Below are 18,743 nucleotides of genomic sequence, written 5' to 3'. Positions count from 1 at the left end.
TGACACATAGAGTCTTCGATAGTGGCAAATTGCTCACCCTTTGTTGTGACAATACGCTCGGTACGGCCTAAGCAAGGTAGGATCAAATTATTAGCACCAGGGTATAGCATAGTCTCATTGAGCTTAGTACCGACAAATATATTAAGCTGAGTAGTGGTTAAGGCTTGCTCAATAGCGCTGGTATCAGGTGCCGCCACTGCGTAGTTACCACCCATGCCCATAAAGACTTTTAGTTTACCTGCGATAAGGGCTTTGGCACCTGTGACGACATCGTAGCCATGCTCTTGCGGCATAGGGTGCTCAAATACACGCTCTAAACTGTCTAATAAGCTTTTGCTAGGGCGTTCATGGATACCCATGGTACGATCACCCTGTACGTTGGAGTGTCCACGTACTGGAGATGCACCGGCGCCATCGATACCAATCATGCCCATCAACAGGAGCAAATTGGTAATCATCGCGACATTGTCATCACCTTGCACATGCTGAGTAATACCCATGCCCCAAGTACAAATCGTTGCTGGACTATCGGCCACGAGTTCAGCGAGATTGATAATATCTGTCTGAGAAATACCGCAACCAAGTGTGATGTCTGACCATGATTGCTCTGTTAGCCACTGTTTGAGAGGTTCAAAGCCTGAAGTATGAGTGGTAATAAAATCATGATTGATTTTATCGTTTTCAATTAACCACTTGGCAATGCCCGTCAATAGCGCTGCATCACCGCCGATTTGAATTTGAATAACATCATCGACCATGTCAGCACTTTGACCAGCTGCCATGTGCGTTGGTTTTTGTGGATTCCTAAATTTACTCAGGCCTTGCTCACGCATCGGGTTAATTGAGATGATTCGACAGCCTTGTTCGTGCGCATGAGCGAGCATCTCTAGCATACGTGGATGGTTGGTCGCTGGGTTTTGCCCGAACATCAATATCAGCTTGGCCTGCTCAAAGTCTTCTAGCATCACCGTCGCTTTACCAATACCTAGCTGTCTGCTTAGCATTACTGAGGTTGGCTCGTGACACATATTTGAGCAATCAGGCAAATTATTGGTACCAAAGCAGCGTACAAATAACTGAAATAAGAAGGCAGGCTCATTAGTCACACGACCTGACGTATAAAATAGCGCCTCATCCGGTGAGTCAAGCTGTCCTAACTGCTCAGCGATTAAGCTATAAGCGGCTTCCCAAGGGATGGGGACGTAGCGATCTTGCGCCGCATCGTAATACATCGGCTCTGATAAACGACCACTATGTTCAAGCTCGTAACCAGTCCAGCTCTGTAGCTCAGTGACGGTGTGCCTTGTAAAAAAGTCAGCATCTGCTTTGTGGGTCATGGTCTCACTGGCAATGACTTTAATGCCATTTTCACAGACATCGATAGCTTTGTGTGACTTATGGTCAGGCCATGCACAGCCTGGGCAGTCAAATCCGCCTTGGGGCTGATTGCTTTTAAATACACTTATACCGCCGCGCAAAAATGTCTTATAGTCCATTAGCTTTTGGGTAGATGAGATCAGCGCAGGCCAACCAGCAGCAGGGTGGGAGTAGATAGGAATTTTGCGCATGACAGACCTCATATAGTAAGTGACAACAGCGAAGCTTTGATAGACGACAACTATATAATGGTCAGTGGAAAGTTCCTATGATCATTAACTATAGATAACAAAAAACCTCCAAGAAAAATCAATTCTCTTGAAGGTTTTTGAGGTTGTCGGACATGGTTATATCTGGAAGGTGCAAATTTATAAGTCGTAAGTCATTGGCAGTATTAGCTTAAAACTTAGCTTAAAATCAGGCTGTCATCTTCAACTTTTTCGCCACGTGTTTGCTCAAACATATCGAGCAGGTCATGTACAGTCATACCTTTGCGAATGTCACCAGCGACATCCAACACGACTTGACCCTGATGCAGCATAACGGTGCGTGTGCCATGTGCCAATGCTTGTTGCATAGAGTGGGTAACCATCATCGTGGTCAGTTTATTGTCCGTGACAATCTTATCAGTCAACTCTAAGACAAATGCCGCAGTCTTAGGATCGAGAGCTGCAGTATGCTCATCAAGTAGCAAAATCTTAGAGGGCTGCAATGATGCCATTAGCAGACTTACCGCTTGGCGTTGACCACCAGAGAGTAGACCCATACGATCGGTTAGACGATTTTCTAGACCTAATTTTAAAACGGATAGTTTTTCTCGGAACAAATCACGGTTGTTCTGGTTCAGTGCAAATTTTAGACCGCGATTACCGCCGCGTTTGTAGGCCAAAGCCATATTTTCTTCAATCGTTAGCGCTTCACAAGTACCCGCCATCGGATCCTGAAAGACACGAGCAACCCAATGCGCACGTTGATGAGCAGACTTTTTGGTCACATCAATGCCATTTAGCAAGATTGAGCCACTATCGACGCGTGTCGTACCGCTTACCGCGTTCAAAAAAGTAGATTTACCTGCGCCATTGGTACCGATGACAGTGACAAATTCACCGTCAGCGATATTTAAACTGATACCACGTAGGGCAGGGTTTTCGATAGGCGTGCCTGGGTTAAAGGTCAACCGTAAATCGGTGGCTTGCATCATAATCGTTATTCCTTATTGTCTCTTCAAGCATCGCAAGTATTATAAATACCTGCTTTGACTGTCATTAGGCGCGAACTTTGCGTGATAAAAACTTGGTTTTCGCTTTTGGCAATACCAAGGCTAATACCACGAGCAATGCGGTAATCAAGTTCAAATCCTGTGGACCAAAGCCGATGCTACGTAGCGTATCGCTTGATAATGCGACCTGAATAAACAGTTTGTACAATACCGCGCCGACAACAACGGCAAAGGTAATCAGCCAAATACGCTTGGCAGGAATGATCGTCTCACCGATGATGACTGCTGCTAGACCGATAACAATCGTACCGATACCAATCGAGATATCTGCGCCACCCTGAGTCTGAACAAACAGCGCTCCCGCTAAGGCAATCAAACCGTTAGAAATCGCCATACCGATGATGGTCATCCACGAGGTATTGATACCTTGCGCCTGTGCCATTCTTAGGTTTGAGCCAGTAGCACGCATCGACAGACCTGTCTCAGTGCTATAGAACCAGTTCAAAAATAACATAGCAGCTGCGACAACGACACCAATAATCAGGCAACGCATCCAATAACCATTACCATCGGTCACCAAGGTGCTAAACACTGTGGTTTCGCCAAGCAAGGGTAGGTTTGGCGCGCCCATGATACGTAGGTTGACAGAATATAAGGCAACCATGACCAAGATACTGGCAAGCAGTTGCAAGATGCCAAGTTTGACATGCAACCATGCCGTGACGATACCAGCGACTGAACCTGCTAACATCCCAAAAGCACAGGCCAACCATGGGTTGATACCAGCGATGATAGAAATACCAGCGACTGCGCCACCTAACGGAAAACTACCGTCAGCGGTCAAATCTGGAAAGTCGAGCGTACGAAATGAGATAAGCACACCGAGTGCTACTAGGCCATAAATCAGACCACTTTCAAGCGCACCAAAAAAAGCAATTAAAGACATAAGAGATCAGTAAGTCATAACCAAGTGTCTAGCGTATGGTACCAAGATAAGTAAATGGCAATTGCCAAAATCATCTACCTGCTAAACAGCTAAGCGGTGAATTTAACAGATTAAGCAATCTGCGGTTAGGGTAAACCAAAACATATCACGATTAACAACGATCATAAGCTACCTTGGTTTGAAGCAATGGTTCAGGGCACTGCAATGCAATCAATAGACCTATCCTCTACTTAACAAGTATCAGATAAATTCTCAGACAAATACAGCACTATTAAGCACGCTTGCAAAAAAGACTCTGTTTAGACAAGAAGCCCAGCCTAATGACTCATAGCTGGGTTTCTTATTTAATCATTAGCCGTATATTTTAAGGTATACAACACAGTATTGATTCGTATCGCTTTCCTATTTATACCTGCTATTTTAAGCCAAATACAAAGGTGCGTTATTCTACCACTTCTTTAGCTTTATCGATAACCGCTTGTGGCAACGTGATGCCTTCTTCTTTAGCGTGTTTTGGACTGACGTATAGATCAAGCGCTTGTGGAGTGTAAACAGGGATAGCGCCTGCTTTTTCACCGTTTAAGATACGTACGACAATTTTACCAGTTTCACGGCCAAGCTCATAGTAGTTCACGCCTAGAGCAGCAACAGCACCGCGCTCAACTGAGCTAGTGTCTGAGGCAATTAGAGGAATCTTACTTTGTTTGGCGATTTGATAAAGTGACTCGTACGCTGATACTACGTTGTTGTCAGTTGAAGTATAGATCATATCGACCTTACCTTCGAGACTACGCGCTGCCATTGCGATGTCGTTACTACGCTGTGCAGGCGCTTCTAATACATTGATACCGAGTGGTGTTAGCTTCTCTTTTAGATTTTTTAAGATAATCGTTGAGTTGACTTCACCTGGGCTGTAAACGTAACCGACGTTCTTTAATGATGGAATGATTTGACGCATCAAATCAATCTGTGGCTCATACGGTAGGGCATCTGATGCGCCTGTAACGTTGGTGCCAGAACCATCTAGCTTAGGTACCAGTTTTGCTGCTACTGGGTCAGTAACTGCTGAGAATACCAATGGAATGCTGCTAGTAGAAGCGGCAACAGATTGAGCAGATGGTGTTGCAATAGCGACGATAACATCGGGCGCATCAGCGACAAATTGCTTAGCAATCTGACCAGCAGTAGCAGTGTTTCCTTGTGCGCTTTGGAAGTTAACGGTTAAGTTTTCACCGTCCTTGAAGCCTGCTTCGTTTAGCTCGTCGATGACGCCTTTACGTACATCATCAAGCGCTGGATGTTCGACGATAGCGGTAATAGCAACGGTCTTCATAGCCGTCGCTGCATCACCACCAGCGGCAGCATCAGTGGAGCCATCATCTTGTGCTGATTGGTTACAACCAGTCAAGATAGCCGTACATACACCGCCTAATAATAAAGCCTTACCGAAATTAAAACGACCAAAACGATTTTGAGACAACATGGGTCTTACTCCTAAAATAATAGTGTGTCCGTACACTATATAAATAATTGACGAGCTAATAGATAGCTTACTACTTTTTATTTGGTTTCAGCATCAATATCAACATTGATGGCGTTTTTTAGTAACTCTGCTGGCAAACTGACACCTTGTGTTTTGGCGTGCTTAGGACTGACATATAAGGTCAGGTCATTCATGACTTCAGGTTTGATAGTATTGACCGCTTCGCCATTTAACACGCGATATACCATCTTGCCAGTAGTACGACCAAAATCATAGTCATTGACACCAAGCGCAGCAGTGGCACCGCGTTTTACACTGAATTCATCAGACGCGATAATCGGTAACTTTAGCTCATTTGCTGCTTGGGTCATGGCCTCAAAGGCAGAAGCAACATTGTTGTCAAATGAGGTATAGATGATATCTGCACGTCCTTGCAAACTGCGCGTCGCCATACCGATATCCGTTGGACGATTGGCAGGAATGTCTAAGAGTGACAGACCTCGTGCTGGCAGAGCTTGTTTTAGGTTCTCACGCAATGATACTGAGTTTGCTTCGCCTGGGCTATAGACATAACCGATGGTCTTTAAGTCAGGCTTTATCTGCTGTAACAAATCCAACTGCGGCTCTAGCGGTAGTTGGCTTGATAGTCCAGTCAAATTGCTTTGAAAAGGCTTGCCATCTGCTGTGATGAGCTTGGCACCTAGCGGATCTGACACAGCAGTGTAGATAATAGGGATAGTGGTGGTCGCGGCTACCACTGATTGCGCAGAAGGCGTTGAGATTGCTACGATCGCATCAGGATTGTCTCCTGCAAATTGCTTGGCAATCTGTCCTGCAGTCGCTGTATTTCCTTGCGCACTTTGAAAGTTAACAGTTAGGTTTTGACCTTCAACATAACCATTATCTGCCAATTCATCAATAATACCGCGGCGCATATCATCTAATGATGGATGCTCAACGATTTGAGTAATGGCAATAGATTTGGCAGGTTTGTCTGTAGCCGTGCTATTTTCAGCAGTCGCTGCGGTCTCGGTAGAGGAGTTTGAGCAGCCGATTAGTCCAAGTGTGCTAATGGCACTAAGAGCAACGCCATATAGGCTTAAGCGTAGAGTAGAAGCGATAGTCATTATTAGGTTAACTCATAGGTTATATCAATCGCAAAAACCAAGTAGATACTGCCAGACTGATTGAGCCTACTAAATTATATAGTAGTCATTTTACTCATCTGTTTGGTGTACTTTGGTTTTTTGCCATGATATTGAAGAATGCAGATTAGCCAAGTCAATGCTATGTTGATGCTGAGATAGCAGGCTAACAATTAAATAAAGTAATCGTTCCATCGATTATTATGTTCATATTATGACAGTAATGTAAGTTATCGCAATAAGAAATTAATGTGTAGCGGTCATGGTGATAGATAATAAAAAAATCATCACTTCTTTTTATCTTATTAAGACGCGTGAGGCATTGAAGCTCTTATCTAGATCTGAATATAACGGATGCCGCTAGGGTACTTTTGTTTGCTCAAACCATATGCAAAACGCTTACATCCTAGCAACGCATCTATTACGTACTCACTTCATAATTAACGTAAGCTAATTTTCATACGAGAAACATGATAATTCTAAAGATAATCCAGTCATTTTGGTGACATTGTGCTGCCATAGTGGATGTGAAATAGACTTTACTATTTATCTAATTTTTTTATTTATCTAAATTTTTCGAATGACTATTTTAAGGATAATATTATGAACACTGCTAATCTTAAATTATTAACCATCGCTGGTATCACTGCTACTTCTTTGATTGGATTGCCTGCTATGGCAAAAGATGGTCATGGAAACGGGCACGGTAATGGACATGGTAACAGCAAAGGTAACTCTGCCCATGTTAGTAAAAACTATAAGCATAGCGGCAACGCCCACCCAAGTATCAACGCTTATCGCAATGCTAGCCCTAATGCCTCATTTAAGCGTGATCTTGATAGATATGGTTATAGAGTAGTCGGAAAGATTGATAGAAGGGATTATGACCGTTCTGTCGTTTTAGACCGTTATGATGACCGTTACGTTCGTATTCGCACGCCAGAAAACAACATTGTGACGGTGATTAATGATACGTTGCAGATTATCGATATTTTGAGTAGATAAGTATCAGGTTTGGTTTTCATGAATTTGACAAATCAACCATAAAAAAAGATGCCCTAGTGGCATCTTTTTTTTATTTTTTAATGTTAAAAATAACCGTTATGCCAGCACGTCACCAACAACACAAGCATCCGGCAAGGTAACGACTGTTAAGCCGGTCTTTGGCTCGCCAGTTGACAATACCATGCCTTCTGATATGCCAAATTTCATCTTACGCGGTGCAAGGTTGGTCACGCAAATGACTTTCTTATTAATCAATTGCTCAGGCTCATAAAACTTACGAATACCGCTAAACACGTTACGTGGCTTGTCTTCACCAACATCTAGCGTGAACTGTAGTAGCTTATCAGCACCTTCTACATGGTTACACTCTAAAACGTGTGCGACTTTCATCTCAACTTTGGCAAAGTCTTCGATACCAATATAGTCAGTCTGTTCGGCATCTGCATTTGTTGCAGGTGCTTTTTCGTTTGCGGCAGGCTTGCTACTTTCCGTCGCGGCAGGAGCGTCTGCTTGGGTTAAGGATGCTTTAGAATCCTCTACCATCGCTTCAATATCTTTTTCCTCGATACGTTGCATCAGTGGTTTGAACTTATTGATTTTATGACCTAGTAACCACTCATTACGACTGGCAAAGCTTAGATCATCAAGGTTCAAAAACTCTTTGGCATTATTAGTCAGCTCAGGTAATACTGGCGCAAGATAAACCATCAATTGACGGAAAATGTTGATCGCGACCGAGCAGACGTCTTGAACTTCTTGCTCAGTACCTTCCAATTTCGCTAGTGACCATGGTTTTTTGGCATCGATATATTCGTTGGCCTTGTCCGCACACTGCATAATTAAGCGCATAGCCCGTGAGAATTCACGATTCTCATAAGCAGCAGCAATCTCATCGCCCGTTTTGGTGATGTCTTCTAACAGCTCTGACTCGACGCAAACTTCTGAAAGCATGCCGTCGTATTTCTTAACCAAGAACCCTGCACTACGACTGGCGATATTGACGACTTTACCAACCAAGTCAGAGTTGACCTTTTGCATAAAGTCTTCTAAATCTAAGTTGATGTCTTCAACTTTGTCGGACAGTTTACTGGCGAAATAATAACGCAGATATTCAGGATGTAAGTGCTCAGCATACGTCTCGGCCTTGATAAAAGTACCACGTGACTTACTCATTTTTTCGCCATTGACCATCAAGAAACCATGGGCAAAAACACCAGTCGGTGTACGGTATTCGCTACCAGCTAGCATGGCTGGCCAAAACAAGGCATGGAAGTAAACGATGTCTTTGCCGATGAAGTGATAAACCTCGGTTTTGTGCTCGTTTTCTTGTGCCCAGTAGCGGTCAAAATCAAGCGCTTGGTCTGTCCCTGCACGCTTATCACATAGGTTTTTAAAGCTTGCCATGTAGCCGACTGGCGCATCTAGCCACACATAAAAGTATTTGTCTGGCTCATCACTTGGGGTGTCTGGAATTTGGAAGCCGAAGTAGGGCGCATCGCGTGAGATATCCCAGCTGGCAAGTCCTGCCTCAAACCATTCTTGAAGTTTGTTGGCGACTGACGTTTGCAAACGGTTGTCACTGCGCGTCCAGTCCTGTAAGAACTGCTCAAACTCTGGCAAATCAAAGAAATAATGCTTAGAGGTTTTGAGCACAGGCGTTGCATTAGACAGTGTCGAATGCGGGTCTTTTAGATCTGTTGCATCGTAAGTGGTACCGCATACTTCGCAGTTATCACCGTACTGGTCTGGTGAATCACACTCTGGACAAGTACCTTTGACAAAGCGATCCGCTAGAAATAATTGCTTTTCAGGATCAAATAACTGCTCGACATCTTTTGTGCTGATATGACCAGCATCATTTAGACGACGATAAATCAGCTCAGAGAACTGTTTATTTTCTTCTGAATGAGTGCTGTGGTAATTATCAAAGTTGATCAGGAACTTTGAAAAATCCGCTTCATGTGAGGCTTTCACTGAGGCAATTTGTTCCTCTGGCGTTACGCCATTGGCCTCTGCTTTGAGCATGATTGCCGTACCGTGTGCATCATCCGCGCAGACATAGGTGACCTGATGGCCTTGCGCTTTCATCGCACGTACCCAAATGTCAGTTTGAATATATTCTACAAGATGCCCCAAATGGATATAGCCATTGGCGTAGGGCAGCGCACTGGTTACTAGAATCTCACGCACAAAATCACCTATATTTTTATATAAACGGGTTAGTTATCGAACATCTCAAGCGGTTCACCGCTCTTTGATGCGACATCGTTAATGCTAAAAACTTCTAAAAATAATAAAAATTCAAAAAGTGTGCCTATGATACCGTAAATCAAATAAATTTGTGATATTCCTTAGTAATTACTTCTCATTTGGCAAGCACTTATTAACCACAAACAATAGCCTTGCATTGAATTTGGTCATTATAGATTAGTTATCAATCGACCATGAAAAAACCCACCAAGCAGTATGCCAAGTGGGTTTTCTATTTATCCATTATTCGTTTAGATACCAGTAGTTAGTCATAATAACTAGCTAAGTGACTAAATGATTAAATGACTAAGCTAACTTAGAATGAACCGAACATCGTACCTAAAATAATAACAGCGACCACAGCGATCAATGGAATGACCATCGTAACCATCGCCAAGTTCAAATAAGACTGTTTGTGGGTCAGACCACAAATGGCTAGTAAGGTGATGACAGCGCCACTGTGCGGAAGCGTATCAAGTCCACCTGCGGCCATGACGGCTACGCGGTGCATTAGCTCAGGATCGATACCGGCATTGACTGCCATTCTGAGATAGTCTTCACCCAATGTCGACAGCGCAATACTCAAACCACCAGACGAGGAACCTGTGATACCAGCAAGCGTAGTCATAGCGACCGCTTCTGAGATCAGAGGGTTGTCAGGGTTTAGGTTTAGAATGCTATCACGAATGATAAGGAAGCCTGCTAGTGACGCGATAACCGCACCGTAGCCCACTTCTGATGCGGTATTAAAAATCGGCAACATAGAATCATAAGTACCACGGTTAATGGTTTTTTGTAGGTTATTCCAATGTCCGATACGGAGCAGAATTAACACCACACAAGCCACGACCAACGAGATAATAATTGACCACAACCCAAGTGAGCCTGCGACATTCAAGTCTGGGAATTGAGTTTGTAGACTGCTGAAATCTATCGATGGGAATACCACATAGGTCAATATAGCGTTCAAGCCAATGACCAATACAAGTGGAATCATCGCAATGGTAAAAGAAGTATGATGAGTGTTTAATACCTCAGCTTCTTTTGCCGTTGCGCCAACGCCGCCTACATCTTCTTCGTCATGCTGACCATAACCTTCGCCCGCTGCATTGGCTTTTCTGGCGCGTGACTGAAGCCACATCCAACCACAAACAAACATGATCGTACCACCGATGATGCCCAAAATAGGCGCGGCAAATACATTGGTGTTGTAGTAAGGAATTGGAATAGCGTTCTGGATAGCTGGCGTGCCTGGTAATGCGGTCATCGTAAACGTAAATGATCCTAAGGCTATCGCTGCTGGAATCAAACGTTTTGGGATATCTGCCGCTCTAAACAAGTCTTTGGCGATTGGATAGATAGCAAAAGCCACAACGAACAACGATACGCCGCCATAGGTCAGAATAGCACAGACCAAAATCACCGCGAGGATGGCTTTGCTAGCACCGAGCTTTTCAACGACCGTATTGGCAATGGCAGTTGCTGCGCCAGAGTCTGCCATTAAGCGTCCAAATAGTGCGCCTAGCAAGAATATCGGGAAGAATTTGAGTAAGAATCCACTTAACGCGCCCATAAAGACGTCGGTATAAGCGGGAATGGTACTTAAGAAGTCACCTGACAGTAAGACTGCTAATGTCGCCATAATCGGTGCTAGGATCAGCACAGAATAACCGCGATAAGCAAAGAACATGAGTAATAATAGGGTAATGACAATAGCAAGTGTACTAAACATGACGGCCCTCCTTGGCAAAAAAATAAGGCAGCGAGTATGCCGTGCTTGTCGATATAGGTCAATAAAATTAATCAAAATAAGCCTATTCGGTCTGTTTTATCAAACATAAATCTAGACTCATAGACTGCTAAGCATTAATATCTCGACAATTTAACTCCTGCACAGCGTTGACTCACATGCGCTGATGGTTATTTTCTAGTCGCTACGAAAATAATATGTTAAGTTAGCACAAGTGTTTCACGCATGATATAGCGAGATAGAATGTATTGTTATGAATGCCAATGTAAAATATAATGCTTGCCCTTTATCAGACGTAGTGGCAGTAACCGCACTTAAATCTGATAAACATTCAACAAAGCGCTAATAACAACTCTTAAAACCAAACATCAAATTTACAAGGAATGTGAATATGTTTAGTGCCATCACTAATATGAGCGTGCAGTTAGTCAATCGCTATCTACCATCCCCATTCGTATTTTCGATCGTTTTGACCCTTATAGCGTTTGCTGTAGGACTGGCTACTACTGGCCAAGACATTATTGCTATGGCAGGGCACTGGGGCAACGGACTGTGGTCACTACATAGCTTTGCCATGCAAATGGCGTTGGTCCTAGTGACCGGTTATGCCTTTGCTAGTGCACCATTTATTCAGCGCTTATTGGACAATCTTGCTAGTAGAGTCCACTCTCCTACGACTGCCATTATCGTATCAACCTTGGTTGGACTGGTTGGCTCATGGATAAACTGGGGCTTTGGTTTAATCATCGGGGCAATCTTTGCAAAGGCACTGGCCAGAAAAGTCGCTAACGTCGACTACCCTTTGCTTGTCGCGGCTGCCTATTCAGGTTTTGTAATTTGGCATGGTGGTTTTTCAGGTTCGATACCGCTGACACTTAGCTCGGGCGGTGATACGCTACTGACGCTGTCAGGCAATACTATGACCGAAGCAGTACCTTTGTCTCAAACGGTATTTGCAGGCTATAACATGCTGCTAGTGGGTTTACTCATCGTTATTTTGCCACTCGTCAATCGCTTTATGCACCCTAAAAATCCTACGGTTATTGATCCTAAACTGATCAAAGAAGAGATCTACGTCGCACCCCAAAGAGACACACCTGCACAAAAATTAGATGATAGCCGTATTATTGCTGTCATCTTATTGGCCTTAGCACTGATGTACTATATCAGCGAGTTTGGCAGTAACGGTTTTAACCTAGGGCTAAACATCGTCATTGGGCTATTCCTATTCATAGGTTTGCTATCGCATGGCACGCTAGAGCGTTATTATCGTGCCGTACACTCAGGGATAGGTGGCATCACGGGTATTGTGCTATTGTTCCCGTTCTACGGCGGCATCATGGGCATCATGACGGGTGCCAATGCAGGTGGTATCTCTATCAGTACGCAAGTGACTGAGTTTTTTGTCAATTCCGCTTCCGCAGACAGCTTTCCGATCTTTGCATTTTTAAGTGCTGGCTTGGTCAATGTGTTTGTGCCGTCGGGCGGTGGACAGTTTGCAGTACAGGGCCCTGTTATGATTCCTGCTGGTATTGAGCTAGGCGTTAGTCCAGCCATTACTGCCATGGCAATCGCGTGGGGTGATGCATGGACTAATATGATTCAGCCGTTTTGGGCTTTGCCATTATTGGGTATTGCAGGTTTGGATGCGCGAGCTATCATGGGTTACTGTCTGATAGTACTGGCAGTCTCTGGTGCCATTATCATGGGCGTGTTCTGGCTATTGGTATAGTCATTCCACTATAAAAATATTACTGCGTTAACCTCGCTTGAAGTATTTAATATACATCTACACTCGGTTGCCTTGTACTATTTTTAAATTGAATCGACTATATGGCGTTATAACGCTCAAAAGAAAAATAAGCATGATGAATTTTCATTGTTAGGTTTTATTAAAAGCAACAATCAAACGGATAATTGAGACACTTAATTCAGCATTAGGGCATGTCCTAATATATGCACGGATTAAAAATATAAATAACAGTCATAGGAGACAAGCATGAGTCAGTCAAAAGTATATAACAGTGCCGAAGAAGCGCTAAAAGGTGTCGTAACTGACGGGCAAACGCTCGCGATCGGTGGCTTCGGTCTATGCGGTATTCCAGAAGCATTAATCGAAGCGCTGCGTGATAGCAAAGTTAAGGAACTGACCTGTATCAGTAATAACGCTGGTGTCGATGACTTCGGTCTTGGTCTGCTACTACAGACACGCCAAATCAAAAAAATGATTTCATCTTATGTGGGCGAAAACAAAGAGTTTGAGCGCCAGTACTTGGCAGGCGAGTTAGAAGTTGAATTGACGCCGCAAGGAACCTTGGCTGAAAAATTGCGCTCAGGCGGTGCTGGTATTCCTGCGTTTTATACCGCAACAGGCGTGGGTACATTAGTTGCTGAAGGCAAAGAGACTCGTGATTTTGATGGTCGTACTTATGTGCTTGAGCATTCATTACGTGCTGATGTCGCCTTAATCAAAGCGCAAAAAGCTGATAAAGCGGGCAATTTGATATTTAATAAAACGGCTCGTAACTTTAACCCAGATTGTGCGATGGCCGGTAAAATCACGATCGTCGAAGTCGAAGAAATCGTTGAAACAGGTACATTTGATCCAGATGAAGTGCATCTACCGGGTATTTTTGTTCAGCGTATTGTATTGAATGCTAGCCCTGAAAAACGTATCGAAAAAACCACGACCAAAGCCGTAGAAGGCGCGTAAATAAAAACGTGGTCGACGCTTAATCGTAAGTGAAATCAATAGTTAATTTTAGATTGATAATAGTTCAGACAGCCAATTGATTCGATAACTGGCTGTCTAAATGAATAAAAATAGAATATCGCAAAAAATAAGGAAATCAGCATGGCATGGACAAGAGAGCAAATGGCGCAACGCGCTGCAAAAGAGCTACAAGATGGCTACTATGTGAATCTAGGCATCGGTCTCCCAACGTTGGTCGCTAACTACATTCCTGAAGGCGTAGACGTATGGCTACAATCAGAGAATGGCTTGCTAGGTATCGGTGAGTTCCCTACAGCAGAAAACGTCGATGCGGACTTGATTAACGCGGGCAAGCAAACGGTGACCGCAGAAGCAGGTGCTAGCTATTTTAGTAGCTCAGAGTCTTTCTCAATGATTCGTGGTGGTCATGTCAACTTGGCAATATTGGGTGCAATGGAAGTCTCAGAAAAAGGCGACCTTGCCAACTGGATGATTCCCAAGAAGATGGTTAAAGGCATGGGCGGGGCGATGGATTTGGTCGCAGGTGTGCAGCGTGTGATTGTATTGATGGAGCAGGTCAATAAACATGGTGAACCAAAAATTCTAGCCAATTGCGAGCTACCATTGACAGGAAAAGGCGTGGTTGATCGTATCATCACCGAGCTTGCTGTATTAGACGTTACTGATAATGGCCTAAAGCTGGTTGAGTTAGCAGATGGTGTGAGCTTTGACGAACTACAAGAAAAAACGCCAGTAAGTATTATTCAGTAAACTCTGTACAGTAAAGTGACTGTCGTAAGATTAATATGTTTTATCCCGCAAATAAATACGCCACTATGATTATAGTGGCGTATTTGTTCAGTTCAATTTTATAAAAACTAATAATATTTTAGACCATGATAAGGAATATGTATGGCGACCCAATTAGAACAAGATTTGACAGGCAAAGTAGCATTAGTCACTGGCTCTGCAAGTGGTATCGGACGTGACATCGCTGAAACTTATGCAAAAGCAGGCGCAGCGGTTGGTATTGCTGATATCAATCTCGAAGCGGCACAAAAAACTGTTGATGCTATTGAAGCTGCTGGTGGACGTGCTATAGCAATTGCCATGGATGTTACCTCGGAAGATGCGGTAAACGATGGTGTACAACAGCTAGTTGATACTTTTGGTAGTATTGATATTTTGGTTTCTAATGCTGGTATTCAGATTATTGACCCTATCGATAAAATGGCGTTTAGCGATTGGAAAAAAATGCTTAACATCCACTTAGATGGTGCTTTTTTGACCACTAAAGCAGCGATTAAGCACATGTATAAAGGCGATAAAGGCGGCACAGTTATTTATATGGGTTCTGCTCATTCGCATGAAGCCTCATTATATAAAGCCCCTTATGTGACCGCGAAGCACGGACTACTAGGACTGTGCCGTGTATTGGCCAAAGAGGGTGCAGCGCATAAAGTACGCTCGCATGTAATTTGTCCAGGGTTTGTCAAAACGCCATTGGTCGAAAAACAAATCCCAGAGCAAGCAGCTGAAAAGGGCATCAGTGAAGAGTCGGTTATTAACGATATCATGCTGGTTAATACCGTAGATAAAGAGTTTACGACAGTAGAAGACATTGCCCAATTGGCGCTATTTTTAGCGGCGTTTCCAACCAATGTATTTACTGGACAATCTATCGTGGCCAGTCATGGTTGGTTTATGAATTAATATATATACAATTTGAATATACCACAACGTCAGACCTACTGGCGTTGTGGTTTTTTTATACGTCCAATTCAGCTACACTGTCACGATAGAAGGTTTGGCTAATATACTCATCAACGCTATCGGTTGTGAGATACGCAATGAGATGACTTGAGCGATTTGCCAGATCTACCCACTTGTATAGGCCATAATAGTAGCTATGTTTAACTTTATGAAGAAAAAAACCACAAAAACCGAAACGCCTCAGCAGCAGGCAGAGCGTGATAGTGCCGTCGACAAAGTCCTACTTGGATATGAGATAGGTGCCGTCAGTATTGCCACGATGGTTACAGGACTTGAGCGTGATGGCGAAGCACTTACCTTAGACCTGCGTTTGCCGAAAGACAGCAATCCTGAAGTTATCCAGCAGGAGCTTGGGCAGTTGCTACATCCACATGGTATTACTACGATTCATATGAATGTGCGTCTGCCTGCGCCAGAAAAGGGTTCAGGTTCAAGCTTACCAAAGCAGATGCCAAAGACAACCAATGCGATGGAATCTCAGCTTTCATCTGGCGCTAATAACAATGCTAGTAGCACTAACGCTGAGCCGCCGATTACAAAAGCGGCACCTACGCAAGCATCATTGGCCGCGCATCCTCGTATCCGTCATATTATTGTCGTGGCATCAGGTAAGGGCGGTGTTGGCAAATCGACCACCACGGTCAATATCGCTTTAGCATTACAGAAGCTTGGTAATCGTGTTGGTGTGTTGGATGCCGATATCTATGGTCCTAGTATGCCAACGATGCTAGGCGTTGCTGATGTGAAGCCGCAACTGGAAAACGAGCAGTTCGTGCCAGTTGATGCGCATGGTATGGCAATGCTCTCTATCGGTAGCTTGCTTGATGGAGATAATACGCCGGTTGCATGGCGTGGACCAAAAGCCACGGGTGCATTGATGCAGTTATATAATCAAACCAACTGGCCCCAGCTAGACTATCTAGTGATTGATATGCCGCCAGGTACGGGTGATATACAGCTGACATTGGCGCAGCGTATTCCAGTCACGGGTGCTGTCATTGTCACGACACCGCAGCATGTTGCCTTGCTCGATGCGCAAAAAGGCGTTGAGATGTTTAACAAAACCAACATTCCTGTGCTTGGCGTAGTTGAAAACATGGCGCTACATACCTGTAGCAACTGTAATCACACCGAAGCGATCTTTGGTACGGGTGGCGGTGAATTTATCGCTGAGCAGTATCAGGTACCGCTATTGGGTCAGCTCCCACTTGCTAGTGGCATTCGTGCACAAGTTGATAAGGGCGTGCCAAGCGTCTTAGCTGATGATGAGTTTGCACAGTATTACCTAGATATTGCCAAAAACATCGAAACCAATATTAATAAATTTGCAAAGCCTGTCGATGATAAGCGAATTTTTTGATGATGGAGAAGTAGCCTAAGCTGGCGACTTTTAAAGTGAATGTATTGTCTAAAAAGAGGATGTCTTGAACTTATCTATTTATCAAAGCCATTTAGACAATACTCCCAAGCAGCATAGAGTCTTACGATTATTTCGCCCACCGATATACATTATTGAACTCTCAAACAATCAGTTGATTGCCGTTTGCTACTATAAAGATGGCAGTAGCAAACGCTATCAGATTAATGCTGACTTTAGCAATCGCCGAATGGTAATTGCCGATTTTAACAAATTCACAAAGGCTCTCGCTGAGCTGTTAAAAAAGTTTCCAAGACACTTTTTATGGGTGAGTGCGCTTGCATCAATCAATGTTACAGAAACACTAGCAGATGGATTAACCAATATTGAAGTTAAGGTGATAACTGAAGCATTTTTTGTGAGTGCTGTACAGGCAAAAAGAAGAATTTCACTTAGCACCGTAAGCTATCAAGGACAGATAGTACCTTTAGAAAAATTTGGCTAGGATGCCGATATCATGAATAAAAGCCACGACAAACTGTATACTGCCGCAAACTTAAAACTGGCAAATCTCGAATATCTTATCCAAAATGGTCAGCCTGTTTTTGGTGTTTTCTTCCAAGTCAAAAGTATCAACTACTTAGACTATTATAGTCATCTCATTTCACAAAAATCCTTACCTAACTGGCGTAAAGAACTAAAAGCCAACCAATTCTGCTTCATTCAGATACTTCAGCCTCCTTATCGAGTGTGCCTCGCGCTCGCAGCGATTAAGCTTGCGACTAGTGCTTTCGTTTACATTTATAATGAGGATACTCAGCAGCTGGAAGTCTGTGAGGCGCTACAGCCTTTGACGCATCATACGCACTTAGACGGTGATGGTTATCAAGGGCAGATGGCATTTACACATACAAAGCTTAGCGTCACCTTGGATTTCAGTCCTACTCAGATGAATATTGCGCTCGACAATCAGTATGTTGCAGTCACGGCAGCGTTAGCACGAAGCGCACAACCGTTAGCCATATGTACGCCCACTGGTAGGCGTGGCTGGACGTTTACGCAAAAAGAGCCGTTGACCGCACTATCTGGACACTTACTTATCAAAGCCAATTCAAAATTTCATACTGATGCTCCTGATGCTCCTGATGCTCCTGATGCTCCTGACGCTCAACCTCAAAAAATAACGTTCACCGATGCCACTATTGCCAATCTAGATTGGACGCTCGGCTATATGCGTCATGAGACCAATTGGTTTTGGAGCTGTATCACTAGCTATTTGTCAGATGGCCGTCACTTTTTGCTCAATCTGTCTATGGGTGTCAATGAGACAGGAGCCAGTGAAAATGCTTGCTGGCTTGATGGGCAGATATTCTATTTACCACCCGTTATGTTTGCTCGTGAGGGTTCAAATATTCGATCAAGTCAGCCAGATAGTCTTGAGCCAAGTATAGAAAATGTAGAAACTGACGCTAGCATCTCAAAGCCATGGCGTATCTATCATCAAAATCTCGGGTGGGGCAATGTTGATATTGATTTGAGCTTCACACCGATTACTGTCTATAAAAAGACCGATAATTTTGGTGTGATAGCCAGTATCTTTGAGCAGTGGATAGGGTTTTATAATGGTGAAATTCGAATAAGGGATGAAGTTATTAGGCTTGATAATGTCATGGGGCTCGCAGAAGAACATTTTGCTAAATGGTAGCTTCTGAGATATAACATGGG

At 43.7% G+C, this 18,743-nt stretch carries 15 protein-coding genes; 8 read left to right on the top strand and 7 right to left on the bottom strand.

Translation table 11 applies throughout. The features are described 5' to 3' along the window. From B2863_RS05040 to B2863_RS05020, 5 genes are all read right to left on the bottom strand, one after another. On the bottom strand, window positions 1-1,568 hold a 1,568-nt coding region (locus tag B2863_RS05040; RefSeq protein WP_296207970.1), incomplete at its 3' end, for an FdhF/YdeP family oxidoreductase. Between the two features lie 215 nt (window positions 1,569-1,783). Then, window positions 1,784-2,578 carry an ABC transporter ATP-binding protein gene (locus B2863_RS05035; protein ID WP_057759272.1) on the bottom strand — a complete coding sequence of 265 codons (795 nt, stop codon included), beginning with the start codon at window positions 2,576-2,578 and terminating at the stop codon, window positions 1,784-1,786. A gap of 64 nt (window positions 2,579-2,642) precedes the next feature. Then, complete coding sequence (locus tag B2863_RS05030) at window positions 2,643-3,542, bottom strand: ABC transporter permease (protein ID WP_101204314.1); 900 nt, start codon at window positions 3,540-3,542, stop codon at window positions 2,643-2,645. Between the two features lie 442 nt (window positions 3,543-3,984). Then, complete coding sequence (locus B2863_RS05025; RefSeq protein ID WP_296207968.1) at window positions 3,985-5,025, bottom strand: ABC transporter substrate-binding protein; 1,041 nt, start codon at window positions 5,023-5,025, stop codon at window positions 3,985-3,987. 77 nt (window positions 5,026-5,102) lie between these two features. After that, window positions 5,103-6,152 carry an ABC transporter substrate-binding protein gene (locus B2863_RS05020; RefSeq protein WP_102094939.1) on the bottom strand — a complete coding sequence of 350 codons (1,050 nt, stop codon included), beginning with the start codon at window positions 6,150-6,152 and terminating at the stop codon, window positions 5,103-5,105. A 621-nt stretch (window positions 6,153-6,773) separates the two neighbouring features. Between B2863_RS05020 and B2863_RS05015 the strand changes: the two genes are divergently transcribed. After that, a complete protein-coding gene (locus tag B2863_RS05015) occupies window positions 6,774-7,175 on the top strand; it encodes a hypothetical protein (protein WP_191115023.1) in 402 nt (133 codons plus the stop codon). A gap of 96 nt (window positions 7,176-7,271) precedes the next feature. Here the strand turns inward: B2863_RS05015 and metG are convergent, their stop codons facing one another. Further along, complete coding sequence (metG, locus tag B2863_RS05010; protein WP_296207965.1) at window positions 7,272-9,365, bottom strand: methionine--tRNA ligase; 2,094 nt, start codon at window positions 9,363-9,365, stop codon at window positions 7,272-7,274. Between the two features lie 376 nt (window positions 9,366-9,741). Then, window positions 9,742-11,157, bottom strand: a complete 1,416-nt coding sequence (locus B2863_RS05005) for a GntP family permease (protein WP_296207963.1) — start codon at window positions 11,155-11,157, stop codon at window positions 9,742-9,744. Window positions 11,158-11,566: 409 nt separating this feature from the next. Between B2863_RS05005 and B2863_RS05000 the strand changes: the two genes are divergently transcribed. The 7 genes from B2863_RS05000 to B2863_RS04970 all read left to right on the top strand — a co-directional run bounded on the left by B2863_RS05000 (window position 11,567) and on the right by B2863_RS04970 (window position 18,723). Continuing rightward, window positions 11,567-12,907 (top strand): short-chain fatty acid transporter, encoded by a 1,341-nt coding sequence (locus tag B2863_RS05000; protein WP_296207961.1) that lies wholly within the window; start codon window positions 11,567-11,569, stop codon window positions 12,905-12,907. A 267-nt stretch (window positions 12,908-13,174) separates the two neighbouring features. Continuing rightward, window positions 13,175-13,888, top strand: a complete 714-nt coding sequence (locus tag B2863_RS04995; protein WP_296207959.1) for a CoA transferase subunit A — start codon at window positions 13,175-13,177, stop codon at window positions 13,886-13,888. A 141-nt stretch (window positions 13,889-14,029) separates the two neighbouring features. After that, entirely contained in the window at window positions 14,030-14,659 is a 630-nt protein-coding gene (locus tag B2863_RS04990; protein ID WP_165597057.1) for a 3-oxoacid CoA-transferase subunit B, read from the top strand. A 141-nt stretch (window positions 14,660-14,800) separates the two neighbouring features. Continuing rightward, entirely contained in the window at window positions 14,801-15,601 is an 801-nt protein-coding gene (locus B2863_RS04985; RefSeq protein ID WP_296207954.1) for a 3-hydroxybutyrate dehydrogenase, read from the top strand. Window positions 15,602-15,797: 196 nt separating this feature from the next. After that, entirely contained in the window at window positions 15,798-17,021 is a 1,224-nt protein-coding gene (gene apbC / locus B2863_RS04980; protein ID WP_296207953.1) for an iron-sulfur cluster carrier protein ApbC, read from the top strand. 64 nt (window positions 17,022-17,085) lie between these two features. Next, window positions 17,086-17,523: a hypothetical protein gene (locus B2863_RS04975; RefSeq protein WP_296207952.1), complete on the top strand. Its 438-nt coding sequence runs from the start codon at window positions 17,086-17,088 to the stop codon at window positions 17,521-17,523. Window positions 17,524-17,535: 12 nt separating this feature from the next. Then, complete coding sequence (locus B2863_RS04970) at window positions 17,536-18,723, top strand: DUF2804 domain-containing protein (RefSeq protein ID WP_296207951.1); 1,188 nt, start codon at window positions 17,536-17,538, stop codon at window positions 18,721-18,723. The last annotated feature ends 20 nt before the right edge of the window (window positions 18,724-18,743 follow it).

Source organism: Psychrobacter sp. UBA3480, assembly GCF_002377945.1.
Classification (GTDB): Bacteria; Pseudomonadota; Gammaproteobacteria; order Pseudomonadales; family Moraxellaceae; genus Psychrobacter.
The sequence above is the reverse complement of the archived record's forward strand: the minus strand, read 5'-3'. Positions and strand labels throughout refer to the sequence as shown.

Bases quoted from the DNA above. Each gene is read 5' to 3' on its own strand.
- B2863_RS05020 (WP_102094939.1), bottom strand. From the start codon at position 6,152: ATGACTATCGCTTCTACTCTACGCTTAAGCCTATATGGCGTTGCTCTT.
- B2863_RS04990 (WP_165597057.1), top strand. From the start codon at position 14,030: ATGGCATGGACAAGAGAGCAAATGGCGCAACGCGCTGCAAAAGAGCTA.
- B2863_RS05000 (WP_296207961.1), top strand. From the start codon at position 11,567: ATGTTTAGTGCCATCACTAATATGAGCGTGCAGTTAGTCAATCGCTAT.
- B2863_RS05035 (WP_057759272.1), bottom strand. From the start codon at position 2,578: ATGATGCAAGCCACCGATTTACGGTTGACCTTTAACCCAGGCACGCCT.
- B2863_RS05025 (WP_296207968.1), bottom strand. From the start codon at position 5,025: ATGTTGTCTCAAAATCGTTTTGGTCGTTTTAATTTCGGTAAGGCTTTA.
- B2863_RS05015 (WP_191115023.1), top strand. From the start codon at position 6,774: ATGAACACTGCTAATCTTAAATTATTAACCATCGCTGGTATCACTGCT.
- apbC (WP_296207953.1), top strand. From the start codon at position 15,798: ATGTTTAACTTTATGAAGAAAAAAACCACAAAAACCGAAACGCCTCAG.
- B2863_RS05005 (WP_296207963.1), bottom strand. From the start codon at position 11,157: ATGTTTAGTACACTTGCTATTGTCATTACCCTATTATTACTCATGTTC.
- B2863_RS04985 (WP_296207954.1), top strand. From the start codon at position 14,801: ATGGCGACCCAATTAGAACAAGATTTGACAGGCAAAGTAGCATTAGTC.
- B2863_RS04995 (WP_296207959.1), top strand. From the start codon at position 13,175: ATGAGTCAGTCAAAAGTATATAACAGTGCCGAAGAAGCGCTAAAAGGT.
- B2863_RS04970 (WP_296207951.1), top strand. From the start codon at position 17,536: ATGAATAAAAGCCACGACAAACTGTATACTGCCGCAAACTTAAAACTG.
- B2863_RS05030 (WP_101204314.1), bottom strand. From the start codon at position 3,542: ATGTCTTTAATTGCTTTTTTTGGTGCGCTTGAAAGTGGTCTGATTTAT.